The following is a 17657-nucleotide window of genomic DNA, read 5'->3' as shown; positions in this document are numbered from 1 at the left end:
CGGGCGTTATGCCGCAAGACCACCGGCTAGAACGCGCGAAACTCCTCGTGGCAGGCCTTGCAACTGTCCTCGACGCGCTGCACGGGCGCGCCCAGTTCGGCACTTTTCAACGGCAGGACAGCGGTCGCGGCAACCAGCGCGGCGGTGTTTGCTTCCAACTCGCGAGCCAGTTGCTGGAAACGCTCCTGGCGCTGCCAGACTTCATCCTTGGCGCGAGTCTCACCGCCCTCTTCCTTGACCTGGGGAAAGTGCTGCCAGGGCGTGCGGACCAGCCGATCGAGTTCGACCGCACCGCTGACGAAATCCTGCTCCTTGAAGGCGATGCGCCCGCGCAGCATGCCACCGAGGTCTTCACTGACCTTGAGCATCTGCTTGAAGATGGCCTGGCGCTGGCCCTGCGGTGAATTCGGATCGACACCCCCGCAAGCAGTCAGGCTCAGGGCAAGCACAACGAGGAACAGGCTTTTCAGCTTCATAACACCTTCACGACAGACAGCTTGGGCTAAAGGAACGGCCGACAGTATCGCCATCCATTGCCCGCCGGCCAAGCGTGGCGTGTTGCCGCAGCGATCAACGGCTCACGCCGAGACCACGAACAGGCTGACGATCAGCCCCATGCCGAGCCCCCCGAGCGCACAGCCGCCAATCGGCCAGGTAGCAGAGCCAGTACAGCTCGCGATTGATGTCGAAGGTGCTGGCCAACGGATCGAGCAAGCCCGGCTCGGCCGCCGCCGGTCAAGTGGGCGATGAGCAGCGCCGCGGCGAACGCGGCGATGAGCACGAGGCTGTTGAGCTGGGCTTTGTGGGCGCGCCGGCCGAGGCCTTCACGACTGGCGAGCCAGGCGCGCGGATCATGGACAACCTAGCGGCGGTCGTCCCTGACCCTAGCGCCGCCAGTCGATAGCGAATCGGCCCATCAGGCCGCCAGTTTGCCGCTGCCGATGGCCGCCGACGCGGCCAGCATCGCCCGCAGCAGCACCGCGCAACCTGCGGCCAGATCGGCCGGCGCGGCATTCTCGATCTCGTTATGGCTGATGCCGCCCTCGCAGGGCACGAAGATCATCCCGGCCGGACCCAGTTCGGCGAGGAAGATCGCGTCATGCCCGGCGCCGCTGACGATGTCCATATGCGACAGCCCCAGGCCCTGGGCCGCGCCGCGTACCGCCTCGACACAACCCGGTTCGAAATACAGCGGCGGGAAGTCGGCGGTGGGGGTCAGCTCGAAACTCAAGCCGTGCTGGGCACAGGTCGCCTCGATCACGCCGCGCACCTCCTGGATCATCGAATCCAGGCGCGCCGGCTCGAGGTGGCGGAAATCCAGGGTCATGCGCACCTCGCCGGGGATCACGTTGCGCGAGCCGGGATAGGCCTGCAGACAACCGACGGTGCCGCAGGCGTGCGGCTGGTGCTCCAGGGCCACCCGGTTGACCGCCGCCACCACTGCGGCGGCGCCGACCAGGGCGTCCTTGCGCAGGTGCATCGGGGTCGGCCCGGCATGCGCCTCGACGCCCTTGAGGCTCAAGTCGAACCACTTCTGCCCCAGGGCGCCGAGCACCACGCCGATGGTCTTGCCCTGATCCTCGAGGATCGGTCCCTGCTCGATATGCGCCTCGAAGTAGGCGCCCACCGCATGCCCGCTCACCGCACGGCTGCCGGCATAGCCGATGGCATTCAACGCCTCGCCCACCGTGACGCCCTCGGCGTCGCGCTTGGCCAGGGTTTCGGCCAGGGTGAACTTCTCGGCGAACACCCCAGAACCCATCATGCAGGGAGCGAAGCGCGAGCCTTCCTCGTTGGTCCAGACCACCACTTCCAGCGGCGCCTCGGTCTCCAGGCCCAGGTCATTGAGGGTGCGCAGCACCTCGACCCCGGCCAGCACGCCGAAGCAGCCGTCGAACTTGCCGCCGGTGGGCTGGGTGTCGATGTGGCTGCCGGTCATTACCGGTGGCAGTTCGGGATTACGCCCGGGGCGGCGAGCGAAGATATTGCCCACCGCATCGACCGTCACGCTGCAGCCGGCCTCTTCGCACCAGCGCACGAAGAGGTCACGGGCCTGGCGGTCGAGATCGGTCAGGGCCAGGCGGCAAACCCCGCCCTTGGCCGTGGCACCGAGTTGGGCCAGCTCCATGAGCGACTGCCACAGGCGTTCACCGTTGATATGTGGCTGACTGGACTGGAGGACGGATTGGGTGCTGTTCATGCTGATTTCCTCAGGCAAGGATGCAGGGCAAGGCGCCGCCTGATTGCCGGCGCCGGCGCCGTTAGAGCGTGGGTTTGGCGAGCGCAACCGGGCTGCTGCTACGCAGCCGGCACAAGCCGAAATAGAGCAGGCCGCCGAGGAAGGAACCGGTGAACCAGCCGTAGTCATAGAACCAGCTGAAGGCATTGCTGCCCAGCGACAGCAGGGTCAGCGCCACCGGCACGCCGAAGGCGACAAAGCCGATCCAGTTCCACGCCGGGTAAACGTCGTCGCGGTAAAGCCCGGCCAGGTCGAGGCGCTGTTTCTTGATCAGGAAGTAGTCCACCACCATGATCCCGGCGATCGGCCCGAGCAGGCTCGAATAGCCCAGCAGCCAGTTGGAATAGACGCTTTCCAGGCTCAGGTCCGAGACCAGCAGGCCGAGTTTCTTCAGCAGTTCGTGGGCCATCAGGGCAAGACCGACAAAGCCGGTAAGCCATACCGCCTTGGTCCGGTTGATCAGCTTGGGCGCGATGTTCTGGAAGTCGTTGGTTGGCGAGACGATGTTCGCCGCGGTGTTGGTCGACAGGGTCGCGACTATGATCAGCGCCATGGCCAGGGCGACCCAGCCGGGGCTCTGGATGTGGCCGATCAGGCTGACCGGGTCGGACACGGTTTCACCGACCAGCGAGGCGGAAGCGGCGGTCAGCACCACGCCTAGGGAGGCGAACAGGAACATGGTCAACGGCAGACCGATGATCTGCCCGAGGATCTGATCCTTCTGGCTCTTGGCATATCGACTGAAGTCCGGAATGTTCAGCGACAGGGTGGCCCAGAAGCCGACCATGGCGGTCAAGCCGGCGAGAAAGTAGCCCGTCACGCTGGCGCCTTCGGGGCGAGTGGGCGGCTGCGCCAGCAGTTCGCTCATCGACACATTGGGCATCGCCCAGACCAACAGGCCGGCGCCAACCAGCACCAGCAGCGGCGCCGAGAGGGTTTCCAGCCACTTGATCGACTCGGCGCCACGCAGCACCACCCACAGGTTGAGGGTCCAGAAGATCATGAAGCCGATCACCTCGCCGGTGCCGCCAAGCTCCTTCCAGCCCTCGAAGATCGAACCGAGAAACAGGTGGATGGCCAGGCCGCCGAACATGGTCTGGATGCCGAACCAGCCACAGGCCACCACCGCGCGGATCAGACAGGGCACGTTGGAGCCGATCACGCCGAAGGAGGAACGCAGCAGCACCGGAAAGGGAATGCCGTACTTGGTGCCGGGGAAGGCATTCAGGGTCAGCGGCACCAGCACCACGATATTGGCCAGCAGGATCGCCAGCAGCGCCTCGCCGACCGACAGGCCGAAGTAGGCGGTCAGCACCCCGCCGAGGGTGTAGGTCGGTACGCAAATCGACATGCCGACCCAGAGTGCGGTGATGTGCCACTTGTTCCAGGTGCGCTCATGCACCTGGGTCGGGGCGATGTCGTGGTTATAGCGCGGACTGTCGAGTACGTCGGGGCCAGCAGCCAGTTCGTACAAACCATCGCGTTCGATCACTTGCGATCTGCTCTGTTGCATGGAGCCTCTCCAGGAATTGTTCTGATTGTTCGCTCATCGGGATGAGCCGATGGCCGGAGTATTTTTGTGTCCCAGCGCCGGCCGACTCGGTAGCGGCAACACTCAATAAACGTGCCGAAACCTTCACCAGCCCTACTGAAACAAGCTAACCATTTGATCTGTAACAACTTTACAAAACCGCTCGCGCTCCTTGCGGGGCTATCGTCCGTTCATCGGCAGCCGTCCCGGCATGCCTGTCCACATAGTCAGGATTCAAACTGGTGCAGGCAACCATTTGCGCACCGTCGCGTGCCAGTCACGGCCGCGACTCGAACGCTTGAATTTCCACTGCAAATCTCGGCCAATTCTGAATCTTGTCAAGCTCGTCAAAATGCTAAACCCCTCAGAATTTTGCTTGATTCAATATTTAACCGATATTTTTCATAGGCTTAATAACCTAAAAATTAGCTGTAAAAATAATCTTGCTCAATCGTCAGGCTAGGACTAGATTCATTCCTGTCACATCTGACAGGATTTATGCATCCGCCAGACTGACCCGCCATAACACCAAGAACCGGCACACACCGGTCAGCCTGAGAGGAACTCGCTATGTCGCTGTTGATCCGTGGTGCCACCCTGGTTACCCATGAGGAAAGCTATCGCGCCGACCTGCTCTGCGTAGGCGGTCTGATCCAGGCCATCGGCGATAACCTCGACGCCCCCGCGGGCTGTCAGGTGCTCGACGGCAGCGGCCAGTACCTGATGCCCGGCGGCATCGACCCGCACACCCACATGCAATTGCCCTTCATGGGCACGGTGGCCAGCGAAGACTTCTTCAGCGGCACCGCCGCGGGCCTGGCCGGCGGCACCACCTCGATCATCGACTTCGTCATCCCCAACCCGCAGCAGTCGCTGCTCGAAGCCTTCCACACCTGGCGCGGCTGGGCGGAGAAGTCCGCCGCCGACTATGGCTTCCACGTCGCCATCACCTGGTGGAGCGAGCAGGTCGCCGCCGAAATGGGCGAGCTGGTGGAAAAATTCGGGGTCAACAGCTTCAAGCACTTCATGGCCTACAAGAACGCCATCATGGCCGCCGACGACACCCTGGTGGCCAGCTTCGAACGCTGCCTGCAGCTGGGCGCGGTGCCCACCGTGCACGCGGAAAACGGCGAGCTGGTCTATCACCTGCAACAGAAACTGCTGGCCCAGGGCCTGACCGGCCCCGAGGCGCATCCGCTGTCGCGCCCCTCCCAGGTCGAGGGCGAGGCCGCCAGCCGCGCGATTCGCATCGCCGAAACCCTGGGCACGCCGCTGTACCTGGTGCACGTCTCGACCCAGGAAGCCCTGGACGAGATCACCTACGCCCGGGCCAAGGGCCAGCCGGTGTACGGCGAAGTACTGGCCGGCCACCTGCTGCTCGACGACAGCGTCTACCGCCACCCGGACTGGCAGACCGCCGCCGGCTACGTGATGAGCCCGCCGTTCCGCCCGCGCGGCCATCAGGACGCGCTCTGGCGCGGCCTGCAGTCGGGCAACCTGCACACCACCGCCACCGACCACTGCTGCTTCTGCGCCGATCAGAAAGCCGCCGGCCGCGACGACTTCAGCAAGATCCCCAACGGCACCGCCGGCATCGAAGACCGCATGGCCGTGCTCTGGGACGAAGGGGTCAACAGCGGCCGCCTGTCGATGAATGACTTCGTCGCCCTGACCAGCACCAACACCGCGAAGATCTTCAACCTGTTCCCGCGCAAGGGCGCGCTGCGCGTCGGCGCCGATGCCGACCTGGTGCTCTGGGACCCGCAAGGCACCCGGACCATCTCGGCCAAGACCCACCACCAGCAGGTCGACTTCAACATCTTCGAAGGCAAGACCGTGCGCGGCGTGCCCAGCCACACCATCAGCCAGGGCAAGCTGGTCTGGGCCGACGGCGACCTGCGCGCCGAGCGCGGTGCCGGCCGCTACATCGAGCGCCCAGCCTACCCGGCGGTGTTCGACCTGCTGAGCAAGCGCGCCGAGATGAACCGGCCGACGCCGGTAGACCGCTAACCCACACCCCTTTGCCAGATCCGGCCCACAGAGGCCGGCCGGCCGCTTATCCGCTGTTCACTGCCCAATAAGAGCCACAAAACCGGGAGACAACAACCGTGATAGACACCCTCAGCCACCTGCCGCGACCGGATGCCGGCGCGGCCGAACTGGCCGATCGCTTCGCCGATCTGGCCCCGCCGCTCACCGCCCGCCAGGCCGCGCTGGAAAGCGCGCGCTGCCTGTATTGCTACGATGCACCCTGCATCAACGCCTGCCCGAGCGAGATCGACATCCCCTCGTTCATCCGCAACATCAGCCATGAAAACGTCCAGGGCGCGGCACAGACCATTCTCTCGGCGAATATCCTCGGCGGCAGTTGCGCCCGCGTCTGCCCCACCGAAATCCTCTGCCAGCAGGCCTGCGTGCGCAATAATGCCCAGGAATGCGCGCCGGTCCTGATCGGCCTGCTGCAACGCCATGCCATCGACAACGCACAGTTCAGCGAACACCCGTTCCAGCGCGCCGCGGCCAGCGGCAAGCGCATCGCCGTGGTCGGTGCCGGCCCGGCGGGACTGTCCTGCGCCCATCGCCTGGCCATGCACGGCCACGAGGTGGTGATCTTCGAGGCCCGCGAGAAAGCCGGCGGCCTCAACGAATACGGCATCGCCAAGTACAAGCTGGTGGACGACTTCGCCCAGCGCGAACTGGCGTTCCTCCTGCAGATCGGCGGCATCGAGATCCGCCACGGTCACAAACTGGGCGACGACCTCAGCCTGTCCGAGCTGCACCAGCAGTTCGATTCGGTGTTCCTCGGCATCGGCCTGGCGGCCAGCAAGCGCCTCGGCCTGGCCGACGACGCCGCGCCGGGCCTGCTGGCCGCCACCGACTACATCCGTGAACTGCGCCAGACCGACGACCTCAGCCAGTTGCCGCTGGCCAGGCGCTGCATCGTACTCGGCGCCGGCAACACCGCCATCGACATGGCGGTGCAGATGAGCAAGCTTGGCGCCGACGACGTCAACCTGGTGTATCGCCGTGGCCTCAGCGAGATGGGCGCCACCGAGCATGAGCAGGCCATTGCCAAGGACAACCAGGTACGCCTGCTGACCTGGGCCCAACCCGAGCAGGTGCTGCTCGACGATCAGGGTCAGGTGCGCGGCATGCGCTTCGCCCGCACCCGCCTGGACAACGGCCGCCTGCAGGCCACCGGCGAAACCTTCGAACTGGCCGCCGACGCCATCTTCACCGCCATCGGCCAGGCCTTCGACGGCGCGGCCCTGGTCGATCCGCTGGCCCGCGAACTGCAGCGCGAGGGCGAGCGCATCTGGGTCGATGCTCAACTGCGCACCAGCCTTCCCGGCATCTATGCCGGCGGCGACTGCACGGCGCTGGGCCAGGACCTCACCGTCCAGGCAGTGCAACACGGCAAGCTGGCCGCCGAGGCCATCCACGCCCACCTCATGCTCACCGTGGAGGCCGCATAAATGGCTGATCTATCGATCGAATTCGCCGGTATCAAGGCTCCCAACCCGTTCTGGCTGGCCAGCGCGCCGCCGACCGACAAGGCCTACAACGTGGTCCGCGCCTTCGAGGCCGGCTGGGGCGGGGTGGTCTGGAAGACCCTCGGCGAAGACCCGGCAGCGGTCAACGTGTCGTCGCGCTACTCGGCGCACTTCGGGCCAAACCGCCAGGTGCAGGGCTTCAACAATATCGAGCTGATCACCGACCGCTCGCTGGAAATCAACCTGCGCGAAATCACCCAGGTGAAGAAGGACTGGCCGGACCGCGCAATGATCGTCTCGCTGATGGTGCCCTGCGTCGAGGAATCCTGGAAAACCATCCTGCCGCTGGTGGAGGCCACCGGCTGCGACGGCATCGAGCTGAACTTCGGCTGCCCCCACGGCATGCCCGAGCGCGGCATGGGCGCGGCAGTCGGCCAGGTGCCGGAATACGTGGAGATGGTCACCCGCTGGTGCAAGACCTACAGCTCGCTGCCGGTGATCGTCAAGCTCACGCCGAACATCACCGACGTGCGCCTGTCCGCCCGCGCCGCCTACCGCGGCGGCGCCGATGCGGTGTCGCTGATCAACACCATCAACTCGATCACCAGCGTCAACCTGGAGCGCATGGTCGCCAACCCCATCGTCGGCAGCCAGAGCACCCACGGCGGCTACTGCGGCTCGGCGGTCAAGCCGATCGCGTTGAACATGGTCGCCGAGATCGCCCGCGACCCCGAGACCCGCGGCCTGCCGATCTGCGGCATCGGCGGCATCGGCAGCTGGCGCGATGCGGCCGAGTTCGTGGCGCTCGGCTGCGGCGCGGTGCAGGTGTGCACCGCCGCCATGCTGCACGGCTTTCGCATCGTCGAGGAGATGAAAGACGGCCTGTCGCGCTGGATGGACAGCCAGGGCTATGCCAGCCTCAAGGACTTTTCCGGCCGCGCGGTGGGCAACACCACCGACTGGAAATACCTGGACATCAACTACCAGGTGATCGCCAAGATCGACCAGGACGCCTGCATCGGCTGCGGCCGCTGCCACATCGCCTGCGAAGACACCGCGCACCAGGCCATCGCCAGCCTGACCCAGGCCGACGGCACCCACAAATACGAGGTCATCGACGAGGAATGCGTGGGCTGCAACCTGTGCCAGATCACCTGCCCGGTCGAGAGCTGCATCGAGATGGTCGCGCAGGACACCGGCAAGCCGTTCCTCGACTGGCTGCACGATCCACGCAATCCGTATCGCGAAGCCTCATAGGGGTCGTGCGGAAGGCGAGGATTTCAGCCACATGCGGCTATAATTCTCGCCTTCCAATTCCACCCAGGCACAGACCGCGATGAACCAGGATCAACTCAAGCAAGCAGTCGCCCAGGCTGCCGTCGACTTCATCCTCCCCCAGCTCGACGCCAAGAGCGTCGTCGGGATCGGCACCGGCTCCACGGCCAACTGCTTTATCGATGCCCTGGCCCGGCACAAGGCCGAATTCGACGGCGCCGTGGCCAGTTCCGAAGCCACTGCCGCGCGCCTGAAAGGCCACGGCATTCCGGTCTATGAACTGAATACCGTCAGCGACCTGGAGTTCTATGTCGATGGCGCCGATGAAAGCGACGAGCACCTCAACCTGATCAAGGGCGGCGGCGCCGCCCTGACCCGCGAGAAAATTGTCGCCGCCGTGGCCCAGACCTTCATCTGCATCGCCGACGCCAGCAAGCTGGTGCCGGTACTCGGCACCTTCCCGCTGCCAGTGGAAGTGATTCCGATGGCGCGCAGCCATGTCGCCCGCGAACTGGTCAAGCTCGGTGGTGACCCGGTGTACCGCGATGGCGTGCTCACCGACAACGGCAACCAGATCCTCGACGTCTACAACCTGTCGATCGTCAACCCGCGCGAACTGGAGGCGCAGATCAACAACATCGTCGGCGTGGTCACCAATGGCCTGTTCGCCGCCCGCCCGGCAGACGTGCTGCTGCTCGGCACCGCCGACGGGGTGAAAACCCTGACCCGCTGAGCGGACTGGCCGGATTGGCAATGAGAGCTAGGCTTGCTGGGGTATTCCACCCCACGGCAAGGAACTCAGCATGGCCAGCAAATTTCACCTGAAAACAGCCAAGGACGGGCAGTTTCACTTCAACCTGCTCGCCGGCAACGGCGAGATCATTCTCACCAGCGAGCTGTACAAGAGCAAAGCCTCGGCCCTCAACGGCATCGAATCGGTGCAGAAGAACTCGCAGCGCGAGGGCGCTTTCGAGGTCAAACCCGCCGCCGGCGGCAAGTTTCACTTCGTCCTCAAGGCCACCAACGGCCAGGTAGTCGGTCAGAGCCAGCTATATGCCAGCGAGTCCGGCTGCCAGAACGGCGTCGAATCGGTGAAGAAAAATGCACCGTCGGCGCCCCTGCACGACGAAAGCTGACGGCCAGGCCGGCGAAGGCCGGGCGATCACCCGGCTTTGCTCTTCCACAAATGCAACAGATCCGCCGCGCGGACCGGGCCTGGGCAAGCGAGGCCATGAATCGCTGCTGCCTGCCCAACAGCGACAACCCGCCAGGATCGGCGCCACACCGACCGACCAGGCCGCACTGCCTGCTGAGTGCGGGTGGTGCGCAGGCGTCGCCAGGCTTAATCGACCTGGGCGGGCAACACCACAGGTGCCGGTTTGCTGAAGACGTAGAGCAGGTTGGGTTCGCCGACGATGTAGATGTTGCCCGCCGCATCCATGGTCACGCCTTCGGCCTGCTTGATGCTCTGCTGCAAGCCATTCAGACCGCCGATCAGGCTGATGAAGCTGACCGGTTGCCCCTGCTCGTCCAGCTCCAGCAGCAAGCGCGACTCGTCGGACAGCACCAGGGTGTGGCCGCTGCGCGCATCGAAACTCAACGAAGAAATATCGCGGACGAACGCCCGCTTCGAGGGCAAGGCCTGCAGCGTCCCGACTGCACCCTCCTCGTTGGCTAACGACAAGCTGAACAGCCCCAGCGGGCCTCGCTCCTTGCCGAGCAGCACGCGCTGATTGAGCGAGTCCCAGGCAACCCCCTCGAAGCCCTTGTTGCCGGAATCGGCAAAACCCAGGTCGAACGAGGGGTAGTCCCCGGCATCCAGGCTCTGTGTGGCGGCGTCGAGACTGAACACCGTCATGCTGCGCCGGCGCTCATCGATGATCGCCAGACGGCCGTTGGAGATGACCTCAACCCCCTCGGGATCGGAAAAGCCGGTGAGCGGGATACGCCGCAGCACCTCGCCGCCCAGGGTCAACTCGACCAGCTGCGGGTGCTTGCCGGTCACGGTGAACAGGGTGTCGGTGGCGGGGCTGTAAGTCAGCCCTGAGGTTTCATCCTGCTCCAGACCGGACAGTGACTTGCCCTGCATGACGGCGCGATAGCCTGGCAGCCAGATGCTCGCCTGCTGCTCGACCACGCTCAGGCGGCCTTCCCCGAGCCAGAACCAGGCGCGCTCGTCCAGCCGCAAGAAATTGATCAGCAGCGCCGTGGCGACCAGCAGCACCAGCAGCACCAGCCGGCGCGGGCGCATGAAACGAAAGAGCGGGGCAGGCATTGGGCAGGACTCGAGAAAACCATGGCCGTCAGACTAGCGACCAGAGCTTGAAGTTCGATTACCCATAGGGACGCCTCCAGGCGCCCCGCTCATGGCTAGTCCGTCACAGCACGCGGCTGTGGAAGCGCGAGTGACCGACCAGCTCGAGCACCAACTCATCGCCCTTGTGCAGCGGGCCGACCCCGACCGGCGTACCGGTGAGGATCACGTCGCCTGGCTGCAGGCTGAAGTGACCGGCAATGTGCTGGATCATCGGCAGAATCGGGTTGAGCATGTCACGGCTGTTGCCGTCCTGACGCACTTCGCCGTTGATCGAGAGGCGAATACCGATGTCGCCCAGATCCTCCAGCGCGTCGCCCGGCACGAAGGGCGCCAGCACGCAGGCGCCGTCGAAGGACTTGGCGATTTCCCAGGGGTAACCCTTGTCCTTGAGCTTGGCCTGCAGGTCGCGCAGGGTCAGGTCGAGGGCCGGGGCGAAGCCGGAAATCGCGTCCAGCACTTCTTCGGCATCGGGTGTGCGCGACAACGGCTTGCCGATCAGCACGGCAATTTCCGCCTCGTAATGCACCGCACCACGCTCCTCGGGGATGGCAAAACCGTCGTCCAGCGGCACCACGCAGCTGCCGGCCTTGATGAACAGCAGCGGCTCGCTGGGCACCGGGTTGTTCAGTTCCTTGGCATGCTCGGCGTAGTTGCGGCCGATGCACACCACCTTGCCCATGGGGAAATGGATATGGGTACCGTCGACGTACTGGTGCTGGTAACTCATGGGCGACTCCTTGGGGGAATGCGCTACTCGGCTCTTGGTGGGAGCGGGCCGCGTAGGGCGGGTGCAACCCGCCGTTATCAGGTAGCGGGTTGCACCCGCCCTACGATCGTGTCCGTTTCAGCGCGCAATGGTCGAGTGCAGCAGCTTTCAGGGGAAGATCTTGCCGGGGTTCATGATGCCATTGGGATCGAACACCGCCTTGATTGCCTTCATGTAGCCGATCTCCGCTGCCGAGCGGCTGTAGTGCAGGTAGTCGCGCTTGGTCATGCCGACGCCATGTTCGGCGCTGATCGAGCCCTTGTACTTCAGCACGGTCTCGAACACCCACTTGTTGACCGTCGTGCACTTGGCGAAGAACTCGTCCTTGGACAGGTTTTCCGGCTTGAGGATGTTCAGGTGCAGGTTACCGTCACCGATGTGGCCGAACCAGACGATCTCGAAGTCCGGGTAGTGTTCAGCGACGATGGCGTCGATATCGTGCAGGAAGGCCGGCACTTTCGACACCGTGACCGAGATGTCGTTCTTGTACGGGGTCCAGTGGCTGATGGTCTCGGAGATGTATTCGCGCAGCTTCCACAGGTTCTGCAGTTGCTGCTCGCTCTGGCTCATCACGCCGTCGAGCACCCAGCCCTGCTCGACGCAATGCTCGAAGGTGGCCAGGGCCGCTTCGGCCACCTGCTCGCTGCTGGCCTCGAACTCCAGCAGCGCATAGAAAGGACAGTCGGTCTCGAACGGTGCCGGCACGTCGCCACGGCCCATGACCTTGGCCAGGGCCTTGTCGGAGAAGAACTCGAAGGCGGTCAGGTCCAGCTTGTTCTGGAAGGCGTGCAGCACCGGCATGATCGAGTCGAAGTCGGCAGCGCCGAGGACCATGGCGGTGAGGTTCTGCGGGGTGCGATCGAGGCGCATGGTGGCCTCGACCACGAAGCCCAGGGTGCCTTCGGCGCCGATAAACAGCTGGCGCAGGTCGTAGCCGGTGGCGTTCTTGATCAGGTCCTGGTTCAGCTCCAGCAGCTCGCCGGTGCCGGTGACGACCTTGAGCCCGGCCACCCAGTTGCGGGTCATGCCGTAGCGAATCACCTTGATCCCGCCGGCATTGGTGCCGATATTGCCGCCCAACTGGCTGGAGCCCGAGGAGGCGAAGTCGACCGGGTAGTACAGCCCCTTGTCCTCGGCGAACAGCTGCAACTGCTTGGTCACCACACCTGGCTGACAGACCACGCTGCGGTCGAATTCGTTGAACGCGAGAATCTGGTTCATATAATCGAAGGCCACCACCACTTCGCCGTTGGCGGCAACGGCCGCGGCCGACAGCCCGGTGCGACCGCCCGACGGCACCAGGGCGACCTTGTGCTGGTTGGCCCAGCGGACGATGGCCTGGACCTGCTCGATGCTCTTGGGAAAGACGATGGCGCAGGGAGCCGGGGCGAAATGCTTGGTCCAATCCTTGCCATAGGTGTTGAGGGAATCGGCGTCGGTCAACACCTTGCCGGGCTCAACCAGGGTCTTCAGCTCTTCGATCAGCGCAGCAGTAGTCATCAAGTGAACTCTCAAACGATTCATGGTCGCCCTGAGAACCATTCAGGTCGCAACCGAACATGGAAAAAGAAGATCATGCTAGCATACGCACCCCGCGAATCGTGCCCCCGAGCAGATTCAGCGGGCTCGCTCGGCGACGCCGCCGCCGATGCATTTTCCTGACACTATTTGTGGGACTACAGGTACTCCGATGAGCAAGACCTCTCTCGACAAGAGCAAGATCAAGTTCCTTCTTCTCGAAGGCGTCCACCAGAACGCCGTGGACACCCTGAAGGCTGCCGGCTACACCAACATCGAGTACCACAAGGGCGCATTGTCCGACGGTGAGCTGAAAGAAAAGATCGCCGAGGCGCACTTCATCGGCATTCGCTCGCGCACCCAGCTGACCGCCGACGTCTTCGATTGCGCCAATCGCCTGGTCGCGGTCGGTTGCTTCTGCATCGGCACCAACCAGGTCGACCTCGACGCCGCCCGTGAGCGCGGTATCGCCGTGTTCAACGCGCCCTACTCGAACACCCGCTCGGTGGCCGAACTGGTGCTGGCCCAGGCCATCCTGCTGCTGCGCGGCATCCCGGAAAAGAACGCCTCCTGCCACCGGGGTGGCTGGATCAAGAGTGCGGCCAACTCATTCGAGATCCGCGGCAAGAAGCTCGGCATCATCGGCTACGGCTCGATCGGCACCCAGCTCTCGGTCCTGGCCGAAGCCCTAGGCATGCAGGTGTTCTTCTACGACACCGTGACCAAGCTGCCGCTGGGCAACGCCACCCAGATCGCCAAGCTGCACGACCTGCTGGGCATGTGCGACATCGTGTCCCTGCACGTGCCGGAACTGCCGTCCACCCAGTGGATGATCGGCGAGAAGGAAATCCGCGCCATGAAGAAGGGCGGCATCCTGATCAACGCCGCCCGCGGCACCGTGGTCGAGCTGGAGCACCTGGCCGCCGCGATCAAGGACGAACACCTGATCGGCGCCGCCATCGACGTGTTCCCGGTCGAGCCCAAGTCCAACGACGAAGAGTTCGCAAGCCCGCTGCGCGGCCTGGATCGGGTGATCCTGACCCCGCACATCGGCGGCTCCACCGCCGAAGCCCAAGCCAACATCGGCCTGGAAGTGGCGGAGAAGCTGGTCAAGTACAGCGACAATGGCACCTCGGTGTCCTCGGTCAACTTCCCCGAGGTCGCCCTGCCGGCGCACCCGGGCAAGCACCGCCTGCTGCACATTCACCAGAACGTGCCGGGCGTGATGAGCGAGATCAACAAGGTGTTCGCCGAAAACGCCATCAACATCTCTGGTCAGTTCCTGCAGACCAACGACAAGGTTGGCTATGTGGTGATAGACGTCGACGCCGACTACTCCGACCTGGCGCTGGAAAAACTGCAACACGTCAACGGCACCATCCGTAGCCGCGTACTGTTCTAACGCGGCATCGACAGTGCACAAGGGAGGCTCAGGCCTCCCTTTTTTTGCGCAGCGTTTGCTCCCGACTAAGCTTGAGGGGGCCAGATGGGCGCCTGGAGTGCTCATCGCACAATCGAGCGCCTCCCCACGACAGGCTCGTGCGCGCGCGAGTCACCGCCAGGCCATGAGCGCCGCGCACTCAAGGGCAGCCCATGCAAGCTTCTCCGATTATCCTGGTCAACACCGCAACCACCCTGGCACTGGCGATAGTCGCGCTGTGGCTGGGCTATCGCATCAACCACAAGATCAGCGTGCTCAATCGCTACAACATTCCGCCTGCGGTGAGCGGCGGCTTGCTGATCAGCACCCTGGTCGCGCTGATTGAGTGGACCAGCGGCTGGCAAATCCGTTTCGACCTGCAACTGCGTGACCTGCTGCTGATCGGCTTCTTCAGCACCATCGGCCTGTCCGCCAAGCTGCGCCAGATGCTCGAGGGCGGCAAGGCACTGGCGATCATGCTGGGCCTGGCCGTGGTGTTCCTGCTGTTCCAGAACCTCACCGGCACGGCGCTGGCCATGCTCGCTGGCGAAAGCCCGCTGTACGGCCTGATTGGCGGCAGCATTTCCCTGGCCGGCGGCCACGGCACCGCGCTGACCTGGGGGCAGCTGTTCGAGGAGCACTTCGGCCTGGCGAACGCCAGCACCCTGGGCATGACCTTCGCCACCGTCGGCCTGATCAGCGGCGGCCTGGTTGGCGGTCCGGTCGCGGCCTTCCTGATCCGCCGGCACCGACTATCGCCCGCTCAGCGCGAGCCGGAACTGCCACACATCGAAGTCGGCAAGCGCACCACCTACCTGATTGACCTCAACAGCCTGCTGACCGCGGTGCTGCTGATGGCCCTGTGCTTTGCCCTGGGCGCGGCGGTGTATGACTGGCTGGCTGCGCTGGGCACCCGCTTGCCGGCCTTTCTCACCGCCATGTTCCTGGGAATCCTGCTGAGCAATGGTTTGGAGCTGTGCAAGATCGAGGTGGACCCGCGGCCGATCCAATTGATGGGCGACCTGAGCCTGCAACTGTTCCTCGGCATGAGTCTGATCAGCCTGCCGCTGCTGTCGCTGCAGGGCGCGCTGGGCATGATCAGCCTGGTGATGCTGATTCAGGCCGCGGTGATCGCCCTGTTCACTGTGTGGCTGGTATTTCCCCTGCTGGGCCGCGACTACGACGCGGCCTGCATCTGCGCCGGTTTTATCGGCATGGGCCTGGGCGCCACGCCGGTGGGTATCGCCAACATGAACGCCCTGACCAGCCGCTTCGGCCCCAGCCCCAAGGCCTACCTGGTGATCCCGTTGCTCGGGGCCTTCTTCATCGATATCGCCAACGCCACCCTGGTGCAGCTGTTGTTGGGCTTTGGCTGGTTCAGCGGCGCTGGCTGAGCAGGCCTCAGCCGGCGGAGAAAAGGCCGCCCCGCGTTACTGCACCGTGACGCTGATCTGCTGCGACATGACCGGCGGATCGAGCGGCACATGGCTCTTATCGCCAACCAGCAGCTGCAGCGTGTGCTGGCCCGGTGGCAGGCTCAGCTCGGTCTCGGTCTGGCCCTTGCCAAAGTGGCGGATGTTGTCGGTCGCCGGCAGCGGCATGTCCATCGCCGGCAGCTCGGCGACATCCACCAGCAGATGGTGATGACCCGTGGCCGGCGCATCGGTGCCGGCTGGCGCCACCCCCATGCCCTTGAGACCGAACTTGACGGTGAAGTGCTGCCCCACCATCGCGCCGTCGGCCGGTTCGATAAAGTACACCTGCGCCCCTTCCGGCGCCGGGGTGCGCGGCGTTTGCGCCCAGGCAGAACCGAGGGGCGCGAGCAGCGCGGCAAGCAGACCAAGACCAGCGAACACAGGATTCATAGCGCAGACCTCAAGCAAGGACCAGAAACTATGACTCTAGTCGAGGAGCGCGGCTTCGCCTGGCAAATTGTCCAGCGCCGCCAACGCCAGAGACGCCGCGTCCAGCTCCTCCTCGCTGAAAACCAGCACCCCGGCGCGGCGCAGGGCGGCGGCAGTGACGCCTTCGCCAGCGACTTTCACACCGCCGAAGCTGCCGTCGTAGTTCTCACGGTTGCCGCACGACGGGCTGCGCGCCTTGAGCAGCGCCAGGCGGATGCCGTGCTGGCGAACCAGCGCCAGGGCCTGTTCGGCACCGGCGACAAAGGCCGCCGTGACGTCCTCGCCATCGATGGTCAGCACCGGCAGCAGGCCATCGAGCACCGGCGCGCCCTGGCCCGAGGGGATTTCCGCCGCCGGTCGCGGGGTCGACAAGCCGCCAGCGACTTCCGGGCAGAGCGCGACCACCCGCCCCTCGGCCTGCCAGCGCCGAAGCAGAGCGAAGGGGCCATGGGCGCCGCCGTCGTAGCGCACGGGATGACCGAGCAGACAGCGACTGACCAGAATCTTCTGCATAGACATCCTCCTGGGCACTGCCAGCCATCCGCTGAGCTACAGCGGGTTGTCGCCGCGCCGACGGAACCAGCCGGTCAGCGACAGGCGCTCGCGGGTCGCCGGCAACACCTCATGGGGCATGTCCGCGGAAAGGAACACCAGCAGGCTGCCGGCCTCGGGTGGCACATCGCGTGTCGTCGCATCCGCCAGGTAGAGACGCAAGGCGCCGCCCTGCTCGGGCTGCCAATCCGGGTTGAGATAGAACACGGCCGACACCGCACGGCGGTCGTCATCGCGGAAGCGATCGAGATGTTTCTGATAGAAAGCGCCGGGCGGATACAAGGCAAAGTGGCACTCGTATTCTTCCAGGCCCAGATAGAGCTCGCGATTGAGTGCCTGACGCAGCCCGTCCATCAGCGCCAGATACTGGTCGCAAGCCGGCGCCAGGCCGGCATCCAGCCATTGAATACGATCGCCGCGCACCCCTTCGCGTATCTCCTGGCCAGTGCCGCGGCCGATGCTGGCGGGGGTTAATTCACCCTGCGCAGCACGTTTGCGGCACTCTTCGGCCAGTTCGAGGGTCAGAGTCTGAGGAGCGAACCAAGGCTGCAACGACCAGCCTTGTTCGGCCAGGTCGTCAACGATACGCGTCAACAGCGCAGAATGAGTTGAAATAGTCATGCCGGCGATTCTATCAGTCT

Annotated in this window: 17 protein-coding genes; 8 read left to right on the top strand and 9 right to left on the bottom strand. The window is 64.6% G+C overall.

Features of this window, described 5'->3' with window-relative positions; translation table 11 throughout:
* Positions 1 to 26 precede the first annotated feature (26 nt).
* The gene (locus PH586_RS14380; RefSeq protein ID WP_271348448.1) at positions 27 to 476 is read right to left on the bottom strand and encodes a c-type cytochrome; all 450 of its coding nucleotides are present in this window, start codon (positions 474 to 476) and stop codon (positions 27 to 29) included.
* Between the two features lie 206 nt (positions 477 to 682).
* Between PH586_RS14380 and PH586_RS14375 the strand changes: the two genes are divergently transcribed.
* Complete coding sequence (locus tag PH586_RS14375) at positions 683 to 904, top strand: hypothetical protein (RefSeq protein WP_271348447.1); 222 nt, start codon at positions 683 to 685, stop codon at positions 902 to 904.
* Between the two features lie 12 nt (positions 905 to 916).
* On the opposite strand, the gene PH586_RS14370 is transcribed toward PH586_RS14375, so the two are convergent.
* Positions 917 to 2200 (bottom strand): Zn-dependent hydrolase, encoded by a 1284-nt coding sequence (locus PH586_RS14370; RefSeq protein WP_271348446.1) that lies wholly within the window; start codon positions 2198 to 2200, stop codon positions 917 to 919.
* A gap of 61 nt (positions 2201 to 2261) precedes the next feature.
* Positions 2262 to 3752, bottom strand: coding sequence for an NCS1 family nucleobase:cation symporter-1 (locus tag PH586_RS14365; RefSeq protein ID WP_271348445.1), 1491 nt, complete (start codon positions 3750 to 3752; stop codon positions 2262 to 2264).
* Between the two features lie 588 nt (positions 3753 to 4340).
* Between PH586_RS14365 and hydA the strand changes: the two genes are divergently transcribed.
* The 5 genes from hydA (at position 4341) to PH586_RS14340 (ending at position 9675) form a co-directional block, all read left to right on the top strand.
* Entirely contained in the window at positions 4341 to 5780 is a 1440-nt protein-coding gene (gene hydA, locus PH586_RS14360) for a dihydropyrimidinase (protein WP_271348444.1), read from the top strand.
* Between the two features lie 98 nt (positions 5781 to 5878).
* Positions 5879 to 7246 carry an NAD(P)-dependent oxidoreductase gene (locus PH586_RS14355; protein WP_271348443.1) on the top strand — a complete coding sequence of 456 codons (1368 nt, stop codon included), beginning with the start codon at positions 5879 to 5881 and terminating at the stop codon, positions 7244 to 7246.
* A complete protein-coding gene (preA, locus tag PH586_RS14350) occupies positions 7247 to 8521 on the top strand; it encodes an NAD-dependent dihydropyrimidine dehydrogenase subunit PreA (protein WP_271348442.1) in 1275 nt (424 codons plus the stop codon).
* Positions 8522 to 8600: 79 nt separating this feature from the next.
* Positions 8601 to 9272 carry a ribose-5-phosphate isomerase RpiA gene (gene rpiA / locus PH586_RS14345; protein WP_271348441.1) on the top strand — a complete coding sequence of 224 codons (672 nt, stop codon included), beginning with the start codon at positions 8601 to 8603 and terminating at the stop codon, positions 9270 to 9272.
* A 70-nt stretch (positions 9273 to 9342) separates the two neighbouring features.
* Positions 9343 to 9675 carry a YegP family protein gene (locus tag PH586_RS14340; RefSeq protein ID WP_271348440.1) on the top strand — a complete coding sequence of 111 codons (333 nt, stop codon included), beginning with the start codon at positions 9343 to 9345 and terminating at the stop codon, positions 9673 to 9675.
* A gap of 206 nt (positions 9676 to 9881) precedes the next feature.
* Here the strand turns inward: PH586_RS14340 and PH586_RS14335 are convergent, their stop codons facing one another.
* The 3 genes from PH586_RS14335 to PH586_RS14325 form a co-directional block, all read right to left on the bottom strand.
* Entirely contained in the window at positions 9882 to 10814 is a 933-nt protein-coding gene (locus tag PH586_RS14335; RefSeq protein ID WP_271348439.1) for an SdiA-regulated domain-containing protein, read from the bottom strand.
* A 103-nt stretch (positions 10815 to 10917) separates the two neighbouring features.
* On the bottom strand, positions 10918 to 11583 hold the full coding sequence (locus PH586_RS14330) for a fumarylacetoacetate hydrolase family protein (protein WP_271348438.1): 666 nt from the start codon (positions 11581 to 11583) through the stop codon (positions 10918 to 10920).
* A 147-nt stretch (positions 11584 to 11730) separates the two neighbouring features.
* Positions 11731 to 13122 (bottom strand): FAD-binding oxidoreductase, encoded by a 1392-nt coding sequence (locus PH586_RS14325; protein ID WP_271348437.1) that lies wholly within the window; start codon positions 13120 to 13122, stop codon positions 11731 to 11733.
* 190 nt (positions 13123 to 13312) lie between these two features.
* On the opposite strand from PH586_RS14325, the gene serA reads away from it, so the two are divergent.
* Complete coding sequence (gene serA, locus PH586_RS14320; protein ID WP_271348436.1) at positions 13313 to 14542, top strand: phosphoglycerate dehydrogenase; 1230 nt, start codon at positions 13313 to 13315, stop codon at positions 14540 to 14542.
* A 191-nt stretch (positions 14543 to 14733) separates the two neighbouring features.
* Positions 14734 to 15954, top strand: coding sequence for a sodium/glutamate symporter (gltS, locus tag PH586_RS14315; RefSeq protein WP_271348435.1), 1221 nt, complete (start codon positions 14734 to 14736; stop codon positions 15952 to 15954).
* Between the two features lie 36 nt (positions 15955 to 15990).
* Here the strand turns inward: gltS and PH586_RS14310 are convergent, their stop codons facing one another.
* From PH586_RS14310 to PH586_RS14300, 3 genes are read right to left on the bottom strand one after another with little or no spacing between them, the layout of a single operon-like run.
* Positions 15991 to 16425 (bottom strand): DUF4399 domain-containing protein, encoded by a 435-nt coding sequence (locus tag PH586_RS14310; protein WP_271348434.1) that lies wholly within the window; start codon positions 16423 to 16425, stop codon positions 15991 to 15993.
* Between the two features lie 36 nt (positions 16426 to 16461).
* Entirely contained in the window at positions 16462 to 16977 is a 516-nt protein-coding gene (locus PH586_RS14305; protein WP_271348433.1) for a DUF523 domain-containing protein, read from the bottom strand.
* 36 nt (positions 16978 to 17013) lie between these two features.
* Positions 17014 to 17637: a 2OG-Fe(II) oxygenase gene (locus PH586_RS14300; RefSeq protein ID WP_271348432.1), complete on the bottom strand. Its 624-nt coding sequence runs from the start codon at positions 17635 to 17637 to the stop codon at positions 17014 to 17016.
* Positions 17638 to 17657: the final 20 nt, after the last annotated feature.

Origin of the sequence: Pseudomonas aestuarii, from assembly GCF_027988105.1 — a bacterium.
GTDB lineage: Bacteria > Pseudomonadota > Gammaproteobacteria > Pseudomonadales > Pseudomonadaceae > Aquipseudomonas > Aquipseudomonas aestuarii.
Note: the sequence above shows the minus strand (reverse complement) of the source record. Positions and strands in the feature narration are given on the sequence as shown.